We start from the raw sequence: 25,702 nt of genomic DNA, 5'->3' as shown, positions 1-25,702 counted from the left end.
CTTTTAGTATTGAATTAGCAATTTGTAAGTATTTAGGCGTAACGGCAAAATTATCAATATTGATGTGGTCAATTATTTTGTTCATATGTGATTAATATAGGGGTTTATCTTTCTAATATAATAATACGCAATCGCAAACTTATTTAAAGGAATTTAATCATAATTAAATTTTTTATTTAACTCATTTTATCTATTAGGCTATTTTAGTTGCAACTCTGTCTTGTTTTAAGATATTTTCGTTAACTAATTTCGAGGATAAACTTTTTCGAGAGTAATTATTTAGGAGTCACCATAGTATTTTAGTGAATGAGAGATACATTTAGTTACCAAAGATTGCCAGAGTAGTAATTTAGCCAATAATTTATTCAGTACAGTTATATTGGCAAGTTAAAAGAATATAGAACACTACTTAAATTGTTGGCAATAGTACAGCAGTTATTAAAGGTACTAAGGATAGATTGCAACTAAGCGATAATGGAATAAATTTTGCGCATATAAGGGTCTATTATGTTTTTCAAATTAAATGTTAATTAATAGTTATTATAAAATAATATTTAATTATATCTTTTTCAATTATTTCAACTTGAGTAGGCTTCATTTTGTGTCAATTGCGACTTTCAATTCTAATTTTTTTGTTTATCCCCTACCAATGCCAAATTATCACTTATCCTTTTAGAAGATAATTTCTGATAATCGGATGATGTGAGTTTGCTTGCAAGAGGGTACATCAGCGCAACCCTATTGTGTGTAACCTAGAATTTTAATGGATAGATACCTGTTTTGATTTTCATCCTACGTTCAATTAGAAAGATTTTACTGTAGCTATCATAACTGAAAATTTTTCATTTTGACAAAATATCTTCCTCAAAAATTTGCAAGCAAACACTAGTTAGAGTGCCATAAAACAGGTTTTACAAGAATAATGACTTTCTCTTAAAATGCTGATAATCAGTTGATTTTGTTTAAATAGAGTCAACTGAGTTAAAGCATATTGACTTATTTTATCGAATTAATATCCTGTTCGTCGAAATGTAAGTGTGGGTTTGATTCCTGCCTATAAGAACTTTTAAAGAGTTCAACATTACTAAACTACTTACGGAAAAAGCAAGTGCTTTTTTATTTTAGTTACATGTTACAAACCTCGTAATTTTAAAGTTTCGCTAATTTTTAAAAATCATCTAATAGATTGATAATTTAGTATTATGTTTCCTGTAATAATTTTTTTTTGGCATAGTATTTATGATTTTATTTTTACCTATTTGCAAATGCAGCTAAAACACTTATTACCTATTATATTATTGCTTATTTTAAATAATGCGAAGGGTAATACTTTTGTAGAATACACAGTTAAATTTAAAATTGAAAATAGCATTTTTTCTACAACAGCTTTTTTTAAGCTTGACACACTAATAATCACAAACGACACATCAGTTTGTATTGGTCAATCAGTATCAATACAAGCTTTACCTGCATTTAGCTATACATGGTCACCGAAAAAAGATTTAAGCGATAGTACAATAAGTAATCCCATTGCAACACCTATATCCACAACAAAATATTTACTACAAACACAAACAATAGGTAATAATTTGGTAGTTAATGGCGATTTTTCAGCTGGTAATACTGGCTTTACTTCTCAATATGTTTATTCAAACTCTGGCATACCCGAAGGTGTATATTATGTAGGTACTAATTCTTTTCCGTGGCATCCATTTTTAAATAGTAATGTAGACCATACAACAGGTACAGGCAATATGTTGTTGGTAAATGGCGACACGGTTTTTAACATCATTGTATGGAAACAAGATGTACCAGTAACCACAAATACTAACTACATTTTTTCAGTTTGGTTACAATCTATTTATTCAGGTAATCCGGCTGAGCTTCAATTTTCAATTAATGGTAGTCAAATTGGTAATGTTTTTAAAGCAAGTGCTGTAGAAGGGCAGTGGCAGCAGTTTTACACTACATGGAAATCTGGTAATGCTACCAATGCTTCTATTTCGGTTATAAATAAAGATACTATTAGAACTGGTAATGATTTTGCGTTGGATGATATTGTATTTGCACCCTTAGTAGTTGAGAGAGATTCAATAACAATTACAGTGGTTAATAAGCCTGTACTTGCCCTAAATGCTGATACTGCTATCTGTACAGGCAACACGCTACAATTGCAAGCTAGTGGGGCTAATAGCTATGTGTGGCAGGCCAATACTTATCTATCTTCTACTACTATTGCTAATCCTATTGCATTGCCGCTTAAAGACACGAGTTTTATAGTTACAGGTTACAACTTGCCTACTTGCTTTAGCAGCGATACAGTGGCTGTTCGTTTATTACCAAATCCTGTATTTAGCATTACAGGTAATAGTGGTTTTTGTAAGGGCGATAGTACCACCTTGCAAGTAGTTGGTGCAACTGGTGCTTATAATTGGCAGCCAAGCGCTAGCCTAAGCAATGCAAGTATTAGTAATCCCATTGCGAAGCCATTAGTTGCAACACAGTATAATATTACCGTTACTGATGCCAATAAATGTAGCACTACCGATTCTGTGGTTGTAGTGGTTAATCAGCCGCCAAGCTTGAGGCTTACTAAAGACAACGATATTAATTGCGTAAAAGGTATAACCACATTGCACGCTAGCGGCGGCGCAAAGTATTTTTGGTATCCTACGCAAACATTGCAATACGCGGCCACAGCCAATCCAGTTGCCACACCATTTGCTAGCACTATGTACCATGTAAAAAGCTACAGCACACAAGGTTGCTATACCGAAGACTCGATACTTGTAACGGTATCTAATGCTGCATCAGATATTGGCTACCAAATGCCATCTGCATTTACACCTAATGGTGATGGGATTAACGATTGTTTTGGGGTAAAAAAGTGGGGTAATGTATCATATTTGCAATTGGATATTTATAACCGCTTTGGTGAACGTATTTTTAGTGGTAATGATAGTAACACGTGTTGGGATGGCACATATAAAGGCATTGCACAGCCATTAGGTACTTATGTGTATCAGGTGGTTGCAATTACTAACTGTGGTGAAGTGTACAGAAAAGGCACGGTAGTTTTGATTAGATAAAATCGCCAAAAAGAAAAGGGTTTGACTCGTATTTGAGATCAAACCCTTTTTTGTTAAGCCATAGTATTGCTTTTGCTCAGATATTTTACAACTGGTTAATCAATTCTTTAAACAGTAATGTTAATTTAGGTTCGGCTTCTTTGGCCGCTTGTAATACTTCTTCGTGGGTAATAATATTTTCTTCTTCACGAATACCCAAATCGGTAATAACACTCATGGCAAATACTTGCATACCACAATGCACTGCTGCAATGGTTTCTTGCACCGTACTCATACCTACTGCATGGCCACCTATGGCTTTAATCAATTGGTATTCTGCTCTTGTTTCAAAAGTAGGGCCGGTAACGCCTGTGTACACACCTTGGTGCACTTTAATATCATTTGCGCTAGCAATAGCCAATACTTTATTAATTAATGCTTTGCTGTAAGGCTCGCTCATATCAGGAAAACGAGGCCCTAAGCTATCATCATTTGGGCCTAATAGTGGGTTAATTTGGAAGAAACTAATATGGTCGTTAATAATCATTAAATCGCCCACTTTAAAATCTGGATGCACACCACCTGCAGCATTAGATAATAGCAAGGTTTCTACACCCAATAATTTCATTACACGTACAGGGTAAGTAACTTGTAAAGGATTGTAGCCCTCATAAAAATGAAAGCGGCCGCTCATTACCAATACTTTTTTACCACCTAATTCACCCAATATTAATTTACCACCATGACCTTTCACGGTACTCACAGGAAAATGTGGTATATCGCTATATGCAATTTCTTTTTCTGCTTTTATTTCTTGAGAAAAATTACCCAATCCACTGCCTAAAATGATACCTATTTTAGCTTCGCTAGTAAATTGAGATTTGATGTAAGTAACTGTTTCTTGTAGTTGTTGCAATAATTCACTCATACGTCTTTGTTTAATCTTTCAAATATAGCGTACGTATGCATTGTACTTGTACCAAGAAGAAATTAATCTACCAAAATTGAATAGCAACAATCATTTTTGTCATTCAAATCATTAAATCACTGATAAGTATGGGCATAAAAAAAGACCGTGTACAAACACGGCCTCTTTGATAAAATGTATTATAGAGTATTACTACTATGCGATACGTTTTACGTTAACGGCATTCAAACCTTTACGGCCTTCTTGCACGTCAAATTGTACTTTGTCATTAGCTTCGATTTGATCGATTAAGCCATTAGCGTGTACAAAAGTTTCTTTGTTTGAATCATCATGCTTGATGAAACCAAATCCTTTCTCTTCGTTGAAGAACTTTACAGTTCCTGTGATTTTTGTGTCCATTTGTAAAATTGTAAATTAAAATTGAGCGGCAAACATAGGCTTATTAAGCCGAGCAGCCTAATTAAACTTAAAATAAGATTAAAAGGCTGCCAAATTTTAACATTAGTTAATACCCAATTTATCCAATACTACTTTAGCCATTTTAAAGAAAGCTTCGTGGCTGTAACCGGCTATATGTGGCGTTACTATTACGTTTGGCTGAGCAAGCAACCATTGCAATTGTTCGTTTTCTTTATCGTTGTAGCTGCTTAATTTTTCATTTTCTAGTACATCTAATGCGGCCGCTTTTACCTTGCCATTTTTCAAAGCAGTAATCAATGCATCCGTATCTGTAACCTTACCACGGCAAGCTGTTAAAAAATATGGCTGCTTTTTAAAGCTGTTGAAAAACGCATCATTCGCATAGTATTTTGTTTCGGCGGTTAATGGCAAATGCATGCTTACCACATCAGTTTGTTCAAATATTTCTTCTAAGCTTGCTTCTTTTACATAGCTATTACCAAAGCCAGTTTTGTATTTATCGTGTGCCAAAACTTGTACTTCAAATGGGGCTAATAGTTTGGTAAACTGACTACCCGTATTGCCATAACCAATAATGCCTACGGTTCTGTTCAGTAATTCATCAGCACGGTTTTCGTCACGCAGCCAAAGGGCTTTTTTTACTTCTTGGTGGCTGCTGTTTATCTTATTCATCAAGCTTAGTAAAAAGCCCAAATTGTGCTCAGCCACAGCATTTCTATTACCTTCAGGGCTGCTCACACAAGTAATGCCTTTGGCTTCTGCGTATGGCACATCTATTAATTCCATACCGCTACCAAGTCTGCCAATCCATTTTAGGTTGGGCGCTTTATCAAGCATTGGTGCATCTATTTTTAATCTTGTAGTAATAATCAAACCAGTCATATCGCCTATTAGCGCACCCAATTCTTCATAAGTAATGGCTGGTAAATACGTTACCTCGTAGCCATTTTTCTCCAAAGTTGCTTGCAAGTAAGGATGCACTTTGGCAGTAATAATTGCTTTCATAATGTATGATTAAATGATTCTAATGAAATTAAATGATTTTGGATTTGTGATTTCAAATGATTGGAATGAACTCAATGATATTCAGGATTTTTTTGTTACCAGCACTAGCATTTCAATTAAACATCGTTGCGTCGCACACTTGTACGTTCTGTTCTTTTATCATCATAACTGGTAGATTAAAAAATCTGCTTTAATCCGCTAAATCCGTGTCATCAGCGTGCCCATCTACATCAGCGTTCCTATCAATCTTCACACCTGTGTTCATTTTAAATGTTAGCTCGGCAAATTTTTCAATACTTATTTGTTCTGCACGTTGGTTAAAAAATGGGTCTTGCAATACTTCTGCGGTAAACAATCCTTTCACTGCATTGCGTAGCATTTTTCTACGTTGGTTAAAAGCCATTTTTACCAGCAGTATAAATTCTTTCTGGCTTTTTACAGCTAAGCTCGTTGGCTTGCGAGTCAATCTTATTACACCACTCATTACTTTAGGTGGTGGATTAAAACTTTCTGGCGGCACGTCAAACAGGTATTCAACCTCATAAAACGCCTGAATTAAAATACTGATAATGCCATACACTTTGCTACCTTCTTTGGCTGCTACACGCATAGCCACTTCTTTTTGAAACATACCAATTACCACAGGCACTTGGTCCTTCCAATCGAGAATTTTAAACAGTATTTGCGACGAAATATTGTAAGGAAAATTGCCCACTACGGTAAAATTATCTGCAAATGGTGCGCTGATATTTAAAAAGTCGGCATTAATAATTTTACCAGCAATAGCAGGATAGGTTTTATGCAGATACACCACTTTTTCATCATCTAGTTCTACTGCTTTAAAGTTAATATTTTCTATTGGCAGCAGGTATTTGGTTAATGCGCCAGCACCTGGCCCTACCTCTACCAGATTGGTAAAAGGGTGTGCTTGCAAGGCTGTTACTATTTGCTTACAAATATTTTCGTCCTTTAAAAAATGTTGCCCGAGTGATTTTTTGAGTGTGTATTGCATTGCGGCAAAAGTAACATAGTGAAATGGATTTATGACCCGATAGCTATCGGGTTTGGATTTGTGTAGGGCTTAGATAAGGGCCGAAAATGCTTAGATAAGCCACTAGATTGCTTAGATAAGAATAGAAAATGTTTAGATAGGGGCAGAAATTGTTTAGATAAGCACCACTAGTGCTTAGATAAGGCTAGGTGTAGCTTAGATAAGCACCGAAACTATTTAGATAAAGGCAGCAATAATTTAGATAGCCCCGCTATGCCTTAGATAAGCACAGATATAGCTTAGATAAGGGCAGGTGCTATTTAGATAAGCGCTTGTCTTTTTTACCACATAGGCAGATAGGCACATGAGATAAAATTGCTTGTATGTATCTAAAAGAATAACCCAAGGCTTCAGCCTTGGGAAATAAAAGTTCATGAAATATGGCTTTAGCCAAAGTGCTTCTACAGCTATTAAACTTTGGCTAAAGCCAATATTATTTTCATTGCCACCCAAGGCTGAAGCCTTGGGTTAGGTAATATGTGTTTAGTAATAAACTTAAAGTATAAGATTTTCACTCTGTTGTACTAGGCTTTTGGGGCTGCTTTTTTAGCTTTAGAAGCTGCTGTTGCAGTGGTTGCGTTTAATGCTGCTTTGGTTTTATTAAAGCTAAATAATGATGCTTTTGCTTCATCTGCTGACATAAAACGAGCGGCTATTTTAGCCACACCAATGGTTTGTTTGTAAATGGCATTTAGTTGTGTAATGCCATCAGCAGTAATATTTTTCTTAGTGCCTTTTTGTTTTTCTTGGGCTACGTTGCTGTCTTTTATAATGGCTGCATAGCTAATGATGGTATCAATAATCTCAGCATCGGTGCCAGCATCTACAATTTCTTGCTTTAAAGTGGCTGACATATTAGTTGTAAAAGTGGCTAATAGTTTGGTTAAAGCTTCTTGGTCGCCTTTTTGTACTTTAGGCATTAAACCATAGCCAAGGCTTAGTAAAATATCTTTTTCACGGTTATCATCTTCAAAGTCTACTTCTATTTGTGTTTTAAAATCACCCAAAAGTGGCACTATTTCCTTTGTAGCTTTTAATAAGGCTTTGGTAGCTTTTTTCTGGTCTTTTACGCTATCAACACCTAAAATATTGACAAAAGCATTATCAATAGCGGCAGAAATATTGCTAAAAAATGGGTCTTTCCAGCTACTACGTTTAGCAATTAAAGCCGCTTTATTATCCTTAGCATGACCAATAATGGTAGCAGCAGCGGTAAGCATTTCAGCATCAGAACCAGAATAAGCACGAACAACTTTTGAAGTAGCCATAGTATGTAGTTTTACCAAAGCTAATGTAATGCATATTTTGATATACAGTATAGTTGTAAGGGATTTTTTTTAGGAAAATATTTGGATTAAAATGTGAGCCTTTGATTTGGTTGTTCGATTGAATTATTTTCACAGATTGAATTAGGACAAGTATTTTTGAAATACTACAACTTTTTTATGGGTTTAATTTAATTGAAAAAGACCGAATAAAATGAATATAGAAAAGCTAAATAATTTGGCAAATACTGATTTTACCAACTTTATTCAAAGTGAGAATAATGTCAAGTATAAAATCGTTATCCCCTTTCTACAGGCGTTCAACCATGTTGAATTGGATCTTGAACATGCAGCACAAGGAAGTAGAATAGATATAAATATTGGAAATAGAATTATTGTTGAAACAAAGGCTTTAGGAATAAATATTAACAATCATGTGCAACAGCTCAGTGACTATAGTGGTAAAGAACTTCCTGTATTAGCAATTTTAACTAATGGTAGACATTTTAGAATTTATTCACCTCAATGGCGACATCGAAGAACTTTTGCTGAGAAGGTGATTTATGAATTTCAATTAAAAGACCTTACGGATTTGAAACTTTTAAGCCGTCTTGAAAAGATTATTGGATTTAGTAACTATGAAAATGATGATTTTTTTGGTCATGTGGAAAATCGTGAGAAAGAAATTATGCAAGTTGTAAAGGAAATAGAACGCATTAAATCAGCTAAAGAAGAGCAAGTCGTTGAATTGCAAAATGAGATAAATGAATTAAAAGAGAAAGTTCAAGAAATTAATGACCAATTAAAATCTAAAGAACAGGTTGTATCTGATATTCGAGCAGGTAAAATTCCAGACATTGCCATCAAAAAAGCAGAAACATTTTTTCCTGCGAACATCAATTTAATTAACCTAGCCGACACATTTGCTTATCCTATTCAGAAACCAATGTTTCAAACAACGGAAGTAATTACTGAGGCAATTGGCGATACATTTAAGATTGAAAATAAAAATGGATGTCTTGCTTTTGGAAAAATTAGTTCTAACGGAAATTTCGTAGTTCTAAAAGGCTCAAGAGTTTCACTTAATACAGCACCAAAGTTTCAGACAAGCGCACCAGCCGCCTTTAAAAAAAGAACACAATATTTTAAAGATGGAATAATAGATGAGAATAGGATATTTACAAAAGATGTTGAGTTTAATTCAAAAAGTGGTGCAGCAAGTGTTGAACTAGGTGACAGCGCAGATGGCAATAAACAGTGGCGATCTTCAAAATAAGGTAATAAAATAGTTGAATCTTTTGTCGATGTTAATACCGATTTTCTTTACGTCTACCATTCTTCGTTGTTGGTCAAAGACACAACAACGGCAGTGTATCAGTATAACAACCGTTGCGCCCTTTGCTTTCTTTGCCCCTTCGCATAAAAAAATCTACGCTACAATAAAAGCCCAATAAAGTATCTAACCGTACAAGTAGGTATTTCGCAAGCTCAATATAAACTTGCAACGATGTATGATAGCAGTACCAAAGCTGGTTACATAAATATGGCAATTGCAGTAAAGCTAGAACGCAATGGCTAAAACCCTTAAACTTCCCTACATTTACACTTTAACTTTTTGTGTATGAATTACGAATTGCAAAAGCCAATTGTAGGGTTTACTTGTGGTGATTTGAATGGCATTGGTATAGAATTGATTATTAAAGCATTGAGCGACCCTCGCATTGTAGATGTGTGCACACCAGTAGTGTTTGCAAGTAATAAAAGCATTAATTTTTACAGAAAGGGCTTGCCTGAAATTAATTTTAGCTATCACTCAACCAAAGAGCTGAACAAGCTGAGCCACAAGCAAGTAAACGTGTTTAACTGCTGGGAAGAAGAAGTGGCGATAGCACCTGGGCAACTGAACGAATTGGGCGGTAAATACGCTTTAATATCGCTAGAACAAGCGGTGCAAGCCTTGAAAGACAAGCAGATTCATGCGTTGGTAACTGCGCCTATTCATAAAAAAAATATACAGTCTGACACGTTTAAGCATAACGGCCATACACCTTACTTAAAAGAGATGTTTGGCGTGAACGATATTTTGATGTTTATGGTGGCTGATAACATGCGTGTGGGCTTGGTAACAGAACATGTGCCTGTGGCTGAGATAAGTAAACACATCACCAAAGAAGCTATTTTGAGCAAGCTGAAAATGATGAACAATAGTTTGCTAAAAGACTTTGGTATAGAGAAACCGAAAATTGCTGTGTTGGGCTTAAACCCACATGCAGGTGACGAAGGCTTAATAGGTAATGAGGAAGAAACGGTGATAAAATATGCGATAAAAGATGCTAAGCATAGTATGCTAGCTTTTGGTCCTTATAGTGCGGATGCGTTTTTTGCAAGAGGTTTGCATGAGAAATTTGACGGTGTGCTTGCCATGTATCACGACCAAGGATTGATACCATTTAAATCGCTTGCTTATGGTGAAGGTGTAAACTTTACCGCTGGTATAGAAGGTGTACGCACAAGCCCTGATCACGGTACAGCATTTGACATTGCTGGTAAAGACAAAGCAGATGCAAGCTCTTTCTTGGCGGCTACGTTTGAAGCGGTAGATATTTACAGACGCAGAAATGGCTATGCTGAGGCAAGAAGAAATCCTTTACGTAAAATGAGTGCTAGATTTATAGCCAATAGTGTGGATGAAAGATTAGAAGAGACAGAGGCGTAAGTTTTATAATCCAAGAAAAAATCCTTGCTGATGGTAACCTTAACTAACGAGCACTTACAGGTAAACATTACACCTAAAGGCGCAGAATTAACTAGCATTTACAACAAACAAACTGGCTTAGAATATTTATGGGATGGCAATCCTGAGTTTTGGCCAAAGCAAAGCCCAACCTTATTTCCAATAGTTGGTGGCTTGAAAAATGGTAACTACGAATTTGCTGGTAAGCAATACACAATGGGGCGTCATGGTTTTACAAGAGAAATGGTGTTTGCAGTGAGTAATCAAACCGATGATACAGCTACATTTACTATTGTGGCAACAGAAGAAACTTTAAAGCAATATCCTTTTAATTTTAAGTTTTCTGTTAAATACACCATTGAAGCTAATAAGCTTTCGGTAAGTTATATTGTAGAAAACCCAAGTGAAGAAACTTTGTATTTTTCAGTAGGTGCGCATCCTGCTTTTAAAGTACCATTGGTGCAAGGCGATGCTTACGACGATTATTATTTAGCATTTAACGAAACTGAAAATGCTGGTATTTATCCATTAGCTGCTGATGGCTTGGTAGAATTACAACCTGTGCCTTGCTTGGAAAATACCAACAAATTGCCATTAACTAAAGCTTTGTTTTATAAAGATGCGTTGGTGTTTAAAGAACTGAAATCAACCGCTATTTCTATTTTGAATACTAAGAACAATCATGGGCTAACTTACAGCTACACAGACTTTCCTTATATGGGTATTTGGGCAGCTAAAAACGCAGATTTTGTTTGTATAGAACCTTGGTGTGGTATAGCTGATAATGTAGCTACCTCAAGCCAATTTACAGAGAAAGAAGGTATTAATAGGCTTGCAGCTAACGACACATTTACAAGAACTTGGGCTGTAGAAATGTTTTAGAATTATTGGAACAATATGTAAAAATAGCCGCCAATTGCAACTGCAAATGGCGGCTATTTTTATTAGTCAACTATGATAAAAACTGATTAGGCTTTCATCATAGTTTGTAGTTTCTTGGTCAATAAAAATAAAATTAGTGAAGCTAGACCAGCCATACCAACAAATAGCATAAAGAAGTCGTAAAGGTTGTTCATTTGATAAATACCAAGAAATGATGTTGGTGTTTTATCTGGATACAAACTACTTAATACACCTGCAAATTTATTAGCAAAGGCATTCGCTGTAAACCACACAGCCATTAGCAAAGAAGCAAATTTTAGTGGTGCTAATTGATTAACCAAAGACATACCAATTGGTGATAAACATAACTCGCCACAAGTGTGTAATGCATACATGCCTGTTAGCCATATCATACTTACTTTAATACCAGGCGCTACATTGTTTACACCAAAAGCAATCCATAAATAGCCAATAGCTAATAGCAATAAACCTAAGGCCATTTTGGTAGGTGATGATGGCTCTTTTTTACCCAGCTTTAACCATAACCATGCAAAGATTGGTGCAAATGACACTACAAAAACTGAGTTAAGAGATTGAAAAAAGCTCGCAGGAACAACATAACTACCTAGATGTCTATTCGTTTGTTCATCTGCAAAGAAGGTAAGAGAAGCACCTGCTTGTTCAAAAGCGCTCCAAAAGAAAATAACAAAGAAGGATACAATGAAAATTACAGATACTTTGGTTTTTTCTGCTGAGGACAAACCTTTATCGGTAAAAACTATAAAGGCAATTAATAAAATACAAGCTATTAGCAAGTAAAATAAGTAGTTAAACACTTTAGCATCGATATAAATTAAGGCTACAGTTACTAGTGATAATATTAATAAACCTACAAAAACTACTATAGGATTCGTTGCTTTTTTAGGTGCAGTGTCTGGCACTAAACCGAGTACTTGGCCTGTAGGGCCTTTTACATATTTGTGATGAAATGCCATTTGCACCAATACACTAATCAACATACCAATACCACCTACCAAAAAAGACCATTTAAAATCAGCAGGATTGCCAGTATCACCCACCAAGCCACATACAAACGGGCCGAAAGCGCCACCAACATTAATACCCATGTAAAAAATGGTATAAGCTGCATCTTTTCTATTGTCTTTATCAGGGTATAATTGCCCTACTAAAGAAGAAATATTGGGTTTAAAAAAGCCATTACCTGCAATCATTAAACCTAAGCCTGTAAAAAATAAAACTGAAGATAATTGTGGTGCACTTTGGTAAAGGTTGCTACAGAAAAATAATACAAACTCGCCTAGAGCCATCACTAAACCACCTGTAATAATAGAGCGATGGTTGCCCCAATATCTATCGGCAATATAACCACCTAACAATGGTGTTAAATACACCAAACCTGTATAACTACCATATAAGTTTGATGCAAAAGCTTTGTCAAAAAGCAAGGCTTTTGTCATAAACAAAATTAAAATGGCACGCATGCCATAGTAGTTAAAGCGTTCCCACATTTCGGTGGCAAACAAAACATATAGCCCCTTTGGGTGACCTTTTTGCACTGCAGAATCGTTCATAAAAGATTTTGAGTTGGTTTTTAAAAATATCGCTCAAAATAGGAATTAATTTCAAACAAAATCCTAACAACAAAACTTCTTCTCAAAAGCAGGGTTTACTTTTGCAGCCAACTAACCTATAATCATGAATATTTTAATACTTGGTAGTGGCGGCCGTGAACATGCGTTGGCTTGGAAAATTTCTCAAAGTCACCATTGTAATCAACTATTTATTGCACCTGGTAATGCTGGTACGCAGCAATTTGGCACCAATGTAAACCTTGGTATTACTGACTTTGAAGCCATTAAAACATTCTGTATTGATAATAAGATTGATGTACTGGTAGTTGGTCCAGAAGAGCCTTTAGTAAAAGGTATTTACGACTTTATGGAGGCAGCAAAAGATATGTGGAAAGGCTTTGTAGTTGGCCCTTCGGCAGCGGCTGCACAGCTTGAAGGTAGTAAAGCTTTTTCTAAAAAATTTATGCAAAGGCACAATATTCCTACCGCTGCTTATGCAGAATTTACCAAAGATAATTTTGAAAAAGGTAAACAATACATTGCCAATCATACATTGCCAATAGTATTAAAAGCAGATGGTTTGGCTGCCGGTAAAGGCGTGGTGATAAGCGCTACACATGCTGATGCATTAGAAGTGTTTGAAAATATGATTATCAATCAGCAGTTTGGCGATGCAAGTAGCAAAGTGGTGATTGAAGAATTTTTAGAAGGGATAGAAGTAAGCGTGTTTGTATTAACCAACGGTGTAGATTATCAAATTATTGGTCATGCAAAAGATTACAAACGTATAGGCGAAGGCGATACAGGCTTAAACACAGGTGGTATGGGCTGTGTAACACCAGTGCCTTTTATGGATGACTTGTTTATGCAGCAAGTAGAAGAAACCATTATTTTACCTACGGTAAAAGGTTTGCAACAAGAAGATTTGGTGTACAATGGTTTTATCTTTTTTGGATTGATGAATTGCGATGGCACACCTAAAGTAATTGAATACAATTGCAGAATGGGTGACCCTGAAACTGAAGTTGTTTTGGCAAGATTAGATACTGATTTGTTGAGCCTGTTTGCAGCAATGGATAACGGTACTTTAGAAGATGCAAATATTAATTTTAATGAAGACTATTTTGCTACAGTAATGGCTGTAAGTGGTGGTTATCCTGGTGATTATGAAAAAGGAAAACTGATTTCCTTTCCCCCACCTTTGGAGGGGCTAGGGGCGGCTATGGTTTTTCATGCTGGTACTAAGCAATCCGAACAAGGTGTAGTTACAAATGGTGGCCGTGTATTAACGGTTACAGCCTCAGGTGATAGCATTAAAGCCGCAGTAGAAAAATCGAAAGCAGTATTGGCAAATATTCATTTTGATGGCATCAATTATAGAAGAGATATTGGCTTTGAATTTGAATAATATTATCATTTCACGTTTTACCTTTTACGTTTCACAACTATGACTATTTTCTCTAAAATAATTGCTGGCGAAATACCTGCTTATAAAGTTGCAGAAAACGAGCAGTTCATTGCTTTTCTAGATATTTTTCCTGTAAAAAAAGGCCATGTATTGGTGGTACCTAAAATAGAAGTAGATAAAATTTTTGATGTGCCTGATAGTTATTTATCAGCCTTGTTATTATTTGCAAAACCTATTGCACATGCTATTGAAAAGGCGTTTCCTTGTAACCGTGTGAATATGATAACCGTTGGTTTAGAAGTGCCACATGCACATGTACACTTAATACCAACAGATGTACCTGATGATGTGAATTTGGGCAATAAAAAATTGAGTTTTAGTAAAGATGAATTTGTTGCCATTCAGCAAGCTATTATTAATGCGTTGCCATAAATTGTTTAAGTATTGCATATCTTACTTGTTCTGTAGCGAATTTTGGCTTTGCAGGTGTGCAATGCGTTTTTTCAGAATGAATTTTGGCTTTGTGCGAGTGTAATGCGTTTTTTCAACTTGAAATTTGGCTTTGTACGAGTGTAATGCGTTTTTTCAACTTGAGATTTGGCTTTGCACATGTGCAATGTGTTTTTCACACTAAATTCTGGCTTTGCATTTGTGCAATGCGTTTCTCGCTGTGCGAAGTCCCTGAATTCGCACATTCGAAGTTCTTACAAGTTTACAAACTCGGTTAAATACTGATTAATGAATTTAGGGAAAGCCAATTTGCTTATGTCGTTATTATTTACCCACTCGTAATGTGCTAATGTTTTAGGCACTGATGCTACTTGTACTTTTATAAACTGACCTTTAATTAACTGGTGTGTTAGCTGCTGCTTTTGTAAAGGTGATACACTGATTAAAGTAACGTCAGTTACATTTAACTGCTGCTGAAACCATTGCTGTACTTGTGTTTTCGTCCAATCTTGTTGTTCATTTGCTTCTAGTACGTAAAACTCATAAAGGCTTTGCCAAATGTCATTTGCAGTGCGTTTATGTACCAATGTTTTGCCCTCATTTTCAATCACAAAATAGTATAGCCAGCGGCTTTTTTTAGTAAGCACTTTCTCTTTTATTGGCAATAAATTCATACTGCCTTTTTGATAAGCTACACAGGTATTTTGTAATGGACAAATATGGCATTGAGGCGCAAATGGTTTACACATAGTTGCACCAAAATCCATAATAGCTTGGTTGTAAATACCAGGCTGTTTAGTATCTAAAACCTTGTTGGCAAGTGCTGTAAATTCTTGCTTGCCTTTAGTGCTATCAATGGCGGTATCTATACCAAAAACTCTTGCCAAAACTCTAAACACATTGCCATCAACCACTGCATAAGGTAGGTTAAATGCAAATGAAGCAATGGCAGCGGCTGTGTATGGCCCTACACCTTTTAGCGCTACAATTTCGTCGTATGTATTTGGAAATTTACCACCTAATTCGTTAGTAATAAATCTTGCAGTAACTAGTAAGTTTTTGCAACGATTGTAATAGCCCAAGCCTTCCCACAATTTAAACACCGCTTCATCTGTTGCTGCTGCTAAATCTTGTACAGTAGGGTAGTTGCTAATAAAGCGTTCGTAATAGCCCCAACCTTGTTTTACTTGCGTTTGCTGTAAAATAATTTCACTGAGCCAAATTTTATAAGGATCTGTTTCACCTTTCCAAGGCATCGGACGGTCGTTGTCATGCTCGTTCCATTGTAGTAGTGTTTTGGTAAATGCTGATTGTTGCATAAAAAACGCTTAATTACCACAAAGGCACAAAGACACATAGAAAAACATACATAAATGCTAATGCTATGTGGCTTTGCGCCTATGTGGTGAGAATTTCTTAATTGAAAAAGTTACGCTTTATCCCAAGCTGCAAGCACTTCTTCTGTATGATTTTTGGTATCTGGCTTAGCAATGATGTGTTTTATTTTACCAGTTTCATCTATCAAAAAAGTAGTACGTGTAGTGCCCATATAGGTTTTACCCATAAACTTTTTCTCGCCCCAAAGGTTGTACACGTCTACAATTTTCTTGTCTTCGTCTGCCACTAAAGGAAAAGGCAATTCGTATTTTTCTTCAAATTTTTTGTGGCTTTTTACGCTATCTGTGCTTACGCCAATAATTGCAAAACCTTTGTCAAGCAATAGTTGATAATTGTCTCTAAGGTTGCAAGCTTGTGCTGTACATCCTGGTGTATCGTCTTTTGGGTAAAAATATAAGATTACTTTTTTGCCTATAAAATCTTTAAGTGCAATGGTTTTGCCGTTTTGGTCAACTGCTTTAAATGCAGGGGCTTTGCTGCCTTCTTTTAATACCGCCATAAATAAATGTGTTTGTATTGATGTAATAATAACAGAAGGAGAGCGAATTTGTTGCTGCTACAACCATTAACTTGCTATTGCAAGGCGGCTAATGTAAACTATTATCCCCACAATGGCTTTTCTGAAAATTTATGACCTCTTTTTTTGTACCACACCCTTACATTTGCACAATTTTATTTTTTTAGCTCAATCAGCGGTAAGAACGCTCAAGTGTGCGACGCAACAGCAGCCAAATACTTGTTCTAAAGCTGGTTACCAAATTCAAATCATGCCTAAAGACAGTTCAATTAAATCGGTTTTAATTATTGGTTCTGGCCCTATTATTATTGGTCAGGCTTGTGAGTTTGATTATTCTGGTACGCAAGCTGCACGCAGCTTACGTGAAGAAGGTATTGAGGTGATTTTGATTAATAGTAATCCTGCTACTATTATGACTGACCCAATGATGGCAGATAAAGTGTATTTATTGCCATTAACCCCAGAAAGTATAGAAAGTATTTTGGCTGAAAATAACATTGATGCGGTATTACCTACCATGGGTGGCCAAACTGCATTGAACTTGTGTAAAGAAGTAGATGAGCTTGGTATTTGGGAAAAATATAATTGCCGAATGATTGGTGTAGACGTAGCGGCGATAGATACTGCAGAAGACCGTGAGAAGTTTCGCCAATTGATGATGAAAATAGGTGTGAAAGTAGCACCAAGCCATGTAGCAAATAGCTTTTTAGAAGGTAAAGAGTTTGCACAACAAATTGGTTTTCCATTGGTAATTCGTCCATCATTTACCCTTGGTGGTACAGGTGGTGGTTTTGTACACGATAAAACTGAGCTTGATGCAGCTTTAAAAAGAGGTTTAGAAGCATCACCAATTCATGAAGTATTGGTAGAAAAAGCAGTACTTGGTTGGAAAGAATTTGAACTAGAATTATTGCGTGATAAAAATGATAACGTAGTAATTATTTGTACTGTAGAAAACCTTGACCCAATGGGTGTGCATACAGGTGATAGTATTACTGTAGCACCTGCTATGACATTGAGCGATACGGCTTTTCAAGATATGCGTAACCAAGCCATGTTGATGATGCGTAGCATTGGAAATTTCCACGGTGGTTGTAACGTACAGTTTGCTCAAAACCCAGAAACAGAAGAACTAATTGCGGTAGAAATCAACCCACGTGTTAGTCGTTCTTCTGCATTGGCAAGTAAAGCAACTGGTTACCCTATTGCAAAAATTGCTGCTAAACTAGCTATTGGTTATAGTTTAGATGAATTGAAAAATCAGATTACACAAACAACATCGGCTTACTTTGAGCCTGCATTAGATTATGTGATTGTAAAAATACCACGCTGGAATTTTGATAAGTTTAAAGGTGCTAATGATACTTTGGGTTTACAAATGAAGAGCGTAGGTGAGGTAATGAGTATTGGTAGAAGCTTTACAGAAGCGATACAAAAAGCTTGTGTGAGCTTAGAAAACGATGCCATTGGTTTGGGTTATTATGGTAAAAGTTTGATGAAGAGCGAGGAAATTGTTGAGTATATTAAAACACCAAAATGGGATAGGATTTTCCGTATTAAAGATGCATTGATGCAAGGTAGTACGGTAAAAAGTATCGCACAAGCAACTGGTATTGATAGATGGTTTTTGTACCAAATACAAAAGCTGTGTACGATAGAAAAAGACATTGCTAACTATCGCTTAGAAACCTTGCCAGAAGATTTGCTTAAAGAAGCGAAGAAAAATGGCTTTAGTGATGCACAAATAGCTAAAGTATTACAAGGTAATTGCAATGATGACCAAGTGTACGAAAAACGTAAAGCCCTTGGTATTACTCGTGTGTACAAAATGGTAGATACTTGTAGCGCTGAGTTTGAAGCAAAAACACCGTATTTCTACAGTACGTTTGAAAATTAGGCTGGAGTAAAACTTTACCACATAGGCACATTAGACACATAGTAACCAAGCTATTCGTTTAATGTGCTTTTTTATTTATAACCTTGCCTAATAGATTCGTTATTCTTTAATACTACTTTGTGCCTACTGTGCCTATGTGGTGAAAAATAATTGTTATGCCCAAAAATACCGTTGTACTTGGTGCTTCTGAAAACCCAGAACGTTATAGCTTTTTAGCTACGCAAAAATTAGTGGCACATCAGCATCCTGTTACAGCCATTGGTATTAAAGCTGGTATAATAGGTGCAACGCCTATTATTACTCAACATCCACCCATTGACAATGTAGATACAGTAACGCTGTATTTAAGTCCTGCTAATCAAAAAACTTACTACGATTATATTGTATCGTTACATCCTAAGCGACTAATTTTTAACCCCGGTACAGAAAATGATGAATTGGCTAGTTTGGCCGAAGCCAATGGTATTGAGCCAATAGAAGCTTGTACTTTGGTGTTGTTAAGCACAGGGCAATATTAAATGGTTCATAGGTCATTGCTCAATAGTGAATAGTGAAAATACTTGTTGTATTCTAAGTCAATGCAAAAGCCTATTTTAGTTCAACAAAAATGTAACAGCTATGCAGTCTTCCGAAACTTCTCCTGAAACATATTTACTTTCTCTGCCAGAAGATAGAAAACAAGCAATGAGCACTTTGCGTGACATCATCAAGCAAAATCTACCAAAAGGTTTTGAAGAAACCATGCAATACGGCATGATAAGCTATGTAGTGCCGCACAGTCTTTACCCAAATGGTTACCATTGCAAGCCAAAAGATGCCTTGCCTTTTATAAGCATTGGCTCACAGAAAAACTTTATCGTATTGCATCACTTAGGTATTTACGGCGATACTGATTTGCTTGACTGGTTTTTGCAGGCTTACACAAAAGTTAGTACGTCTAAAATAGATATGGGCAAAGGTTGTGTACGATTTAAAAAAATGGATCAAATACCTTTTGCTTTAATAGGTGAATTGGCAGCAAAAATTACTGTAGGCCAATGGATTGAAAAATATGAAGCCGCCTTTGTGAAAAAGAAATAAGTAATCTGCGTATTTACTTTCTGTGAAACAAATCATCTTTAAAACTGACCTTCCTCATATTCTGCGCCACACCAGCTAGATAGTTTTGCCGTATAATCACAATTTATGCAGGTAAGCTTACAGCTTTTAAACAAATACAATGTGGCTGTGCCACGCTATACTAGTTATCCTACTGTGCCTTTTTGGAAAGAAGGTATTAGTGTAAATCAATGGCAGCAAACCTTTCAGCAGCAATTTACCATTACCAATAGCTCACAAGGCATTAGTTTGTACTTACACCTGCCATTTTGCGAATCGTTGTGTACGTACTGCGGCTGCAACAAAAAAATAACCACCCAGCATGGTGTAGAAGATGAATACAGCCTAGCAATTATTAAAGAATGGCAATTGTATTTGGCATTAATGACTGAAAAACCTGTAATAAGAGAACTGCACATTGGTGGTGGTACACCTACTTTTTTCTCGCCAGAAAATTTAGAAAAGTTGTTGACGCAAATTTTTAAAGATGCCATTATTCACCCAGAACATGAGTTTAGTTTTGAAGGTCACCCAAATAATACCACAGAAGCACATTTACAAACCTTATACAACCTAGGATTTAGACGAGTAAGTTTTGGTGTACAAGATAATGATGCAGAAGTACAGCGTATTATTAACCGTATTCAGCCTTTTGAAAATGTGCAACGTGCCACCGAAACAGCAAGGCGCATTGGTTACCAATCTGTGAATTTTGATTTGATTTATGGCCTACCAAAGCAAACCCTGCGTAGCATGGCCAATACTATTTTGCAAACCATCAGCTTGCAGCCAGACCGTGTGGCTTTTTACAGTTATGCCCACGTGCCTTGGACAAGCAGAGGCCAACGTCTATTTGATGAAAACGATTTGCCAAGTACTGATACCAAAATGCAATTGTACCAATTAGGTAAAAAATTATTTGCCGATAATGGTTATCAAGATATTGGTATGGATCATTTTGCACTACCGCATGATGACTTGTACACAGCTAAATTGCAAGGCAAGCTACACCGCAATTTTATGGGCTACACAACCCAAAATACAGGCATGTTGCTTGGTTTAGGTGTGTCAAGTATTAGCGATGCTGGCGTAGCTTTTGCACAAAACCACAAAACTATACACGATTATTACCAAGCCATAAATGCAGGTAAATTAAGTGTTGTAAAAGGCTATTTTTTAACCGAAGAAGATGTAGATTTTAAACGCTATATCCTAAATATCAGTTGTAATGGTCGCACTGTATTTCATACTAAGCACATATCATTGTTGAGAGAATTTACCTTTCCTGAATTAGAAAAATTAGCAGCCGATGGTTTGGTACAATGGAATCAAACGGGCTTAATGGTTACTGAATTCGGCAAGCATTTTATCCGCAACATTTGCAAAGCATTTGACTTGCAATTGTTGCGCAGTCAACAACAAACTACTGCAAAACCTCTATTTAGCAAAGCAGTGTAAAGATGTGAAAGGCGAGAAGTGAAATGTGATTTTAGAACCACAGGGCAATGAAGTAAGGAAGTTTTTATTTGAATTGATTTTCTCCTATGCTATTTTGCTGTGAGGTTTTCATCATTTGTAAAATCTGTGAATTATGTAATTCTTACAAGTATTTGTGTAAGTCTATTTTTTATATGCCCTATACATTTGTGTTTCCTTGTGCTTTTTTCTCATTGTGATAAGCGTTGCCCTAAACCCTGTTTTAGTGTTATGTTGTGTGAAAGCAACTTGTGTTGATTTACTAAAAAATTGAGGTGTTGAAATATGAAGTTATACATTAAGTACATGGTGAGTTTGCGTTGCAAAGCAATGGTAGAAGAAGAACTACAGAAAATGGGTTTACCGCATGTGGTAGTAGATTTAGGTGCTGTAGAATTATTAGTTGATATTACACCTGAACAACACGAAACGCTCAGGAAAAATTTATTAAAAACAGGTCTTGAATTATTAGACGATAAGAAGAGTATTTTAATAGAAAAAGTAAAAAACGTGATAGTTGAAATGATTCATTTCTCTAACGAATTGCCAGCTATCAATTATTCGCATTACATCAGCGAAAAAGTAGACTACGATTACAATTATATCTCCAATTTATTTACCGAGGTAAAAGGGATAACTATACAGCAGTACATTATTACCAACAAGATAGAGCGTGTAAAAGAGTTGCTGTTATACGATCAACTAACGCTTACTGAAATTGCGTACCAACTTAATTACAGTAGTGTTGCACATCTTTCTAATCAGTTTAAAAAAATTACAGGCTTATCACCTTCTTTTTACAAGCAAATGAAGAAAAAGCGACAAGTAACACCAAACAAATTGAAATAGCATAAAAACTATGGTTTGTTGTAGTGATTGCCAGGTCGTGTGTAATAGGCCACGCCTATAAATAAGCCAGATACGATGAGTATAATTGCGTTTGTCATAAAAGTTAGTTGGTGTTGTATCTTTTGTTACACAAATATCAGCCCGTTCATTTCTTAAATTCTTACACAAATATTTGTAAAGTTTGTAAAATTTTCACTTTTGTATATTAATTATAGCTCCTTAGTTACCATAACAATAGTCAAATCTGCTACGATTTGCCTATCAATAGTTATTTCCTAATTATTTGTACCTATATACGACAAAAATTTAAAAGCGGTTTTAACGATTGGTTTAATCGCTTTTCGTGATGTTCCAAAGGGCATCCCTAAATACAGATAAAAGGCATCTTTAATGCCATTATTGGTTTAACCAACTGTATTACTACTATTGTGCTTCTGTTGTGTCACTCTACCGATAGCTATCGGTATGTACGTTCTGTTCGCTTTGCAGCATTGTGCAACACCTTTTATACTAGCAAGTAGTATTTTTTGCTCACATCTTAAAAATAGCAAACAGCCATTAAAAGTATAACACAACAACTAGTAGCCAATCCCTCAAAAGGGTTATAACTTTTTTTATGGCATAAACACCATATGGCAAATATTTACCCTTAATATAATTTTAACGTAAGATAAACGTAAGATAAACGTAGGATGAATATATAAACACCATATCTTTGCCATATGGCAACTACGCAAAACAATATACTGCTACAAGGCATGTCGGGCCATTTAGGTAAGAAATTAGTGGTAAAACAGTATGCTACTAAAACGGTAATTAGTAAGTACCCCGATATGAGTAATGTAAAACCTAGCTTCAAACAGTTAGCAGAAAAAGGCAGATTTAGCCAAGCCGTAAAGTATGCACAAGCAATATTAAAAAATCCTGCATTAAAAGCCACTTATTTAAATAAGGTAGCAGTAGGGCAATCTATTTACCATTACGCCATTAAAGAATATCTGGCTAGTCATTAAATATGTTTTGTTGGTCGGGATTTGCAATCCAGACCTTAGAGTTAAAGATTTAAAATCTTTTTGCTTAGCTAACAGCGTTCCTATTAAACCCTCAAACACTACATTTGTACAAATAGGTTTTGTATGCAAATATTAGAAGTAACGAGTGCCAGTTTAGAGAAAGAATTTTTGCTAATTAATGCAACCGTAAATGCAGGTAACCCTTACTACATAAGGCCTCTGGATAATGAAGTGAAAGAGGTATTTGATAAAGCGAAAAACAAAAACTACAAATACGGCGATACCAAACGTTGGATACTTAAAGATGATGCTGGCAAAACCATTGGCCGTATTGCCGCATTTACCAATAGCCATTACATTAATAAAGGCACAGAATTTACAACAGGTTGCGTAGGCTTTTTCGATTGTATTGATAACCAAGCAGCCGCCAACTTACTATTTGATACGGGTAAAGCATGGTTGCAAAGTCAAGGTTGCGAGGCAATGGATGGCCCTGTAAACTTTGGCGATAGAGATAAAAATTGGGGCTTACTGGTAGAGGGTTTTAACGAAGAACCCGCTTACGGTATGGCTTACAATCCACCTTATTACGAGGCTTTATTTATGGCATATGGTTTCAAAAACTACTACAATCAGTATTATTATAGAATGGAGGTAGATGCGCCGCTGCCAGCACGTTTTCCAGAGCGCCACGCAAAGTTTAAAACCAAGCCTGATTATACCGCAAGGCATGCTAGCTTAGATGATTTAGAAAAATATGCATTAGACTTTGCAACGGTGTACAATGCAGCTTGGGCGCAACATGGCGAGGCCAAAGAGATTTCTAAAAAGCAGGTAATAAAACTCTTTAACACCATGAAACCCATAATAGATGTGCGCACGGTTTGGTTTGCTTATTATAAAGATGAACCCATTGCAATGTCTATTCATATACCAGATGTAAACCAATATTTTAAACATTTTAATGGTAAATTTGGCTTGGTAGAAAAGCTAAGATTGTTGTGGATGAAAAAAACTGGGCAGTGTAAAAAATTAGTTGGCCTAGCTTTTGGTGTAGTACCTAAATATCAAGCTTTGGGTATTGATAGTTTTATGATTTATGAATCGGCATTGGTAATACAAAACAAAGGCTGGTACAATAGCTACGAAATGGGCTGGGCTGGTGATTGGAATCCTAAAATGATTAATATTTACAAGAGCTTAGGTGGTATTCAAAGCCGCCACATGATTACTTGGCGTTATATTTTTGATGAAACAAAACATCCATTTGAAAGGCATCCAGAAATGCATTACGGTAAAGTGAATAGTTAATGGTCGATGGTCAATGGTCAATGGTCAATGGTCAATGGTCAAGTATTTGTGTAATTAGTGAAATTACTTTAATTCGTGTAATAAAACAGTATCTTGAACAACTAACATTAAAGAGTATGGCATTAAAATTTATAGATCACGGCACAAAAGAGTACAACCAAATGATTGATTTGCGTATGCAAATTTTGCGTGCGCCTTTGGGATTAATATTTTCCAAGGAAGATTTAGAAAAAGAAAAAGAAGATATTTTGCTTGGTTGTTTTGATGAGGAAGAATTAGAAGGTTGTTGCTTACTTACAGAAATAGAACCTGGTACGGTAAAGTTGCGTCAAATGGCGGTATTAGATGGCTTGCAAGGAAAAGGCATTGGTAGAGCGTTAATGAATTTTGCAGAAAATGTTGCAAGAGACGCAGGCTATAAAAAACTAACGATGCATGCTCGTAAAACGGCTGTTGGTTTTTATGAAAAACTCGGCTACAGTGTTTGTAGCGATGAATTTGAAGAAGTAACTGTACCGCACTATGAGATGGAAAAGCAATTAACATAATGCATACAATTTTTTGTAAAATATAACTGGGCTTCGCTTTTAAAAGTGAAGCCCAGTTTGTTATGTGATAGCCTAATTCTATTTAGCAACTTGCAATAATTAGCTCCCTAAACGATTAATGGTATCAGCCACAATTATTACTTGTTCTTGCGCCTCTTTCCAATTTCTTTGCTCAATAGCTTCTCTTATGCCAGGCATTGTTTTTACGCCTTAACCTGTGTAAAAGACGGGTGTATAAATGGTATGTTTAAACCAGTTTCTTCTTGGTAAGCCAGTTGGTGATAATAACTATTGTTCAGCCTGAAATAAAGCTTTGTTAAGTTTGTCTTTTTCTGCTTTAGTGGTAGTTTTATTCCAAGTTTTGGCTAATTCTTCCGCGCTTTTATCTAGGGCTTTTAAAGCATTTTGTACAGGCGAAAAATCTATAAATGGTACTTCTGCTTTTCCAGTTGGTGCTTTTAATTTGTTTTTAGGGTCAGCGGCTAAAACATAAGTTTTGTTTTGTACCAATTGATTTTCAAGTTCAGTAGTTTCTCTTAAAGTGTTGGTCATTTCTAGTAAATCAGTTACATAGCCATTAATGATTTTAGACAGATTTCTAAAATTAAATGGTGAGGCTTCAGCATTTGCAAGCCGCAAAGCGGCTCTACCTGCAGTTTTTGATAAGGCTACACCATATTAGACCTCTTCGACAATTGTATTCAGATACAAAAATAAGTTTTTTTTCGTTTTATTACTAAAATGAAACTATGTTTTGGTCAGCTATGTCAACCCATTCAGGAGGATTATTCA

General features: G+C 35.9%; 24 protein-coding genes. 14 read left to right on the top strand and 10 right to left on the bottom strand.

What is annotated here, in order from left to right; translation table 11 throughout:
- Positions 1-1,265: 1,265 nt before the first annotated feature.
- Positions 1,266-3,089 (top strand): T9SS type B sorting domain-containing protein, encoded by a 1,824-nt coding sequence (locus ACT9TX_RS16585; protein ID WP_481339967.1) that lies wholly within the window; start codon positions 1,266-1,268, stop codon positions 3,087-3,089.
- An 85-nt stretch (positions 3,090-3,174) separates the two neighbouring features.
- Here the strand turns inward: ACT9TX_RS16585 and ACT9TX_RS16580 are convergent, their stop codons facing one another.
- The 5 genes from ACT9TX_RS16580 to ACT9TX_RS16560 all read right to left on the bottom strand — a co-directional run bounded on the left by ACT9TX_RS16580 (position 3,175) and on the right by ACT9TX_RS16560 (position 7,740).
- Positions 3,175-3,996 (bottom strand): purine-nucleoside phosphorylase, encoded by an 822-nt coding sequence (locus ACT9TX_RS16580; protein ID WP_481339966.1) that lies wholly within the window; start codon positions 3,994-3,996, stop codon positions 3,175-3,177.
- A 195-nt stretch (positions 3,997-4,191) separates the two neighbouring features.
- Positions 4,192-4,395 (bottom strand): cold-shock protein, encoded by a 204-nt coding sequence (locus ACT9TX_RS16575; protein WP_379015026.1) that lies wholly within the window; start codon positions 4,393-4,395, stop codon positions 4,192-4,194.
- Between the two features lie 102 nt (positions 4,396-4,497).
- A complete protein-coding gene (locus tag ACT9TX_RS16570) occupies positions 4,498-5,421 on the bottom strand; it encodes an NAD(P)-dependent oxidoreductase (protein ID WP_481339964.1) in 924 nt (307 codons plus the stop codon).
- 190 nt (positions 5,422-5,611) lie between these two features.
- Positions 5,612-6,433, bottom strand: coding sequence for a 16S rRNA (adenine(1518)-N(6)/adenine(1519)-N(6))-dimethyltransferase RsmA (gene rsmA / locus ACT9TX_RS16565; RefSeq protein ID WP_481339962.1), 822 nt, complete (start codon positions 6,431-6,433; stop codon positions 5,612-5,614).
- Positions 6,434-6,996: 563 nt separating this feature from the next.
- Positions 6,997-7,740, bottom strand: coding sequence for a hypothetical protein (locus ACT9TX_RS16560; protein WP_481339961.1), 744 nt, complete (start codon positions 7,738-7,740; stop codon positions 6,997-6,999).
- 211 nt (positions 7,741-7,951) lie between these two features.
- On the opposite strand from ACT9TX_RS16560, the gene ACT9TX_RS16555 reads away from it, so the two are divergent.
- From ACT9TX_RS16555 to ACT9TX_RS16545, 3 genes are all read left to right on the top strand, one after another.
- Positions 7,952-9,013 carry a DUF4357 domain-containing protein gene (locus ACT9TX_RS16555; RefSeq protein WP_481339959.1) on the top strand — a complete coding sequence of 354 codons (1,062 nt, stop codon included), beginning with the start codon at positions 7,952-7,954 and terminating at the stop codon, positions 9,011-9,013.
- Positions 9,014-9,358: 345 nt separating this feature from the next.
- Positions 9,359-10,453, top strand: a complete 1,095-nt coding sequence (gene pdxA / locus ACT9TX_RS16550) for a 4-hydroxythreonine-4-phosphate dehydrogenase PdxA (protein WP_481339956.1) — start codon at positions 9,359-9,361, stop codon at positions 10,451-10,453.
- Positions 10,454-10,483: 30 nt separating this feature from the next.
- Positions 10,484-11,353 (top strand): aldose 1-epimerase family protein, encoded by an 870-nt coding sequence (locus tag ACT9TX_RS16545; protein ID WP_481339954.1) that lies wholly within the window; start codon positions 10,484-10,486, stop codon positions 11,351-11,353.
- A gap of 86 nt (positions 11,354-11,439) precedes the next feature.
- Here the strand turns inward: ACT9TX_RS16545 and ACT9TX_RS16540 are convergent, their stop codons facing one another.
- Positions 11,440-12,945 (bottom strand): peptide MFS transporter, encoded by a 1,506-nt coding sequence (locus ACT9TX_RS16540; protein WP_481339952.1) that lies wholly within the window; start codon positions 12,943-12,945, stop codon positions 11,440-11,442.
- A gap of 124 nt (positions 12,946-13,069) precedes the next feature.
- Between ACT9TX_RS16540 and purD the strand changes: the two genes are divergently transcribed.
- Positions 13,070-14,353: a phosphoribosylamine--glycine ligase gene (gene purD, locus ACT9TX_RS16535; RefSeq protein ID WP_481339950.1), complete on the top strand. Its 1,284-nt coding sequence runs from the start codon at positions 13,070-13,072 to the stop codon at positions 14,351-14,353.
- A 39-nt stretch (positions 14,354-14,392) separates the two neighbouring features.
- Positions 14,393-14,785, top strand: coding sequence for an HIT family protein (locus ACT9TX_RS16530; RefSeq protein ID WP_481339948.1), 393 nt, complete (start codon positions 14,393-14,395; stop codon positions 14,783-14,785).
- 272 nt (positions 14,786-15,057) lie between these two features.
- Here the strand turns inward: ACT9TX_RS16530 and mutY are convergent, their stop codons facing one another.
- Positions 15,058-16,122, bottom strand: coding sequence for an A/G-specific adenine glycosylase (gene mutY, locus ACT9TX_RS16525; RefSeq protein ID WP_481339946.1), 1,065 nt, complete (start codon positions 16,120-16,122; stop codon positions 15,058-15,060).
- Positions 16,123-16,232: 110 nt separating this feature from the next.
- Positions 16,233-16,700 (bottom strand): thioredoxin-dependent thiol peroxidase, encoded by a 468-nt coding sequence (bcp, locus tag ACT9TX_RS16520; RefSeq protein ID WP_481339944.1) that lies wholly within the window; start codon positions 16,698-16,700, stop codon positions 16,233-16,235.
- 268 nt (positions 16,701-16,968) lie between these two features.
- On the opposite strand from bcp, the gene carB reads away from it, so the two are divergent.
- The 8 genes from carB (at position 16,969) to ACT9TX_RS16480 (ending at position 24,910) form a co-directional block, all read left to right on the top strand.
- Complete coding sequence (carB, locus tag ACT9TX_RS16515) at positions 16,969-18,615, top strand: carbamoyl-phosphate synthase large subunit (RefSeq protein ID WP_481339942.1); 1,647 nt, start codon at positions 16,969-16,971, stop codon at positions 18,613-18,615.
- A gap of 155 nt (positions 18,616-18,770) precedes the next feature.
- Positions 18,771-19,133 (top strand): CoA-binding protein, encoded by a 363-nt coding sequence (locus ACT9TX_RS16510; RefSeq protein WP_481339940.1) that lies wholly within the window; start codon positions 18,771-18,773, stop codon positions 19,131-19,133.
- Between the two features lie 100 nt (positions 19,134-19,233).
- On the top strand, positions 19,234-19,695 hold the full coding sequence (locus tag ACT9TX_RS16505) for a DUF1801 domain-containing protein (protein WP_481339938.1): 462 nt from the start codon (positions 19,234-19,236) through the stop codon (positions 19,693-19,695).
- Between the two features lie 105 nt (positions 19,696-19,800).
- Positions 19,801-21,171: an oxygen-independent coproporphyrinogen III oxidase gene (gene hemN, locus ACT9TX_RS16500; RefSeq protein ID WP_481339936.1), complete on the top strand. Its 1,371-nt coding sequence runs from the start codon at positions 19,801-19,803 to the stop codon at positions 21,169-21,171.
- Positions 21,172-21,474: 303 nt separating this feature from the next.
- Positions 21,475-22,038, top strand: a complete 564-nt coding sequence (locus ACT9TX_RS16495) for a helix-turn-helix domain-containing protein (protein WP_481339934.1) — start codon at positions 21,475-21,477, stop codon at positions 22,036-22,038.
- Between the two features lie 722 nt (positions 22,039-22,760).
- The gene (locus ACT9TX_RS16490; RefSeq protein ID WP_481339932.1) at positions 22,761-23,051 is read left to right on the top strand and encodes a hypothetical protein; all 291 of its coding nucleotides are present in this window, start codon (positions 22,761-22,763) and stop codon (positions 23,049-23,051) included.
- A gap of 123 nt (positions 23,052-23,174) precedes the next feature.
- Positions 23,175-24,362 (top strand): hypothetical protein, encoded by a 1,188-nt coding sequence (locus ACT9TX_RS16485; protein WP_481339930.1) that lies wholly within the window; start codon positions 23,175-23,177, stop codon positions 24,360-24,362.
- 116 nt (positions 24,363-24,478) lie between these two features.
- On the top strand, positions 24,479-24,910 hold the full coding sequence (locus ACT9TX_RS16480; protein ID WP_481339928.1) for a GNAT family N-acetyltransferase: 432 nt from the start codon (positions 24,479-24,481) through the stop codon (positions 24,908-24,910).
- A gap of 99 nt (positions 24,911-25,009) precedes the next feature.
- Here the strand turns inward: ACT9TX_RS16480 and ACT9TX_RS16475 are convergent, their stop codons facing one another.
- Together ACT9TX_RS16475 and ACT9TX_RS16470 are read right to left on the bottom strand one after the other, a co-directional pair.
- On the bottom strand, positions 25,010-25,108 hold the full coding sequence (locus tag ACT9TX_RS16475; protein WP_481339927.1) for a transferrin receptor-like dimerization domain-containing protein: 99 nt from the start codon (positions 25,106-25,108) through the stop codon (positions 25,010-25,012).
- Positions 25,109-25,198: 90 nt separating this feature from the next.
- Complete coding sequence (locus ACT9TX_RS16470) at positions 25,199-25,549, bottom strand: hypothetical protein (protein WP_481339925.1); 351 nt, start codon at positions 25,547-25,549, stop codon at positions 25,199-25,201.
- Positions 25,550-25,702: the final 153 nt, after the last annotated feature.

The sequence above is a fragment of the Parasediminibacterium sp. HNIBRBA5674 genome (assembly GCF_056745525.1).
The sequence above is the reverse complement of the archived record's forward strand: the minus strand, read 5'-3'. Positions and strand labels throughout refer to the sequence as shown.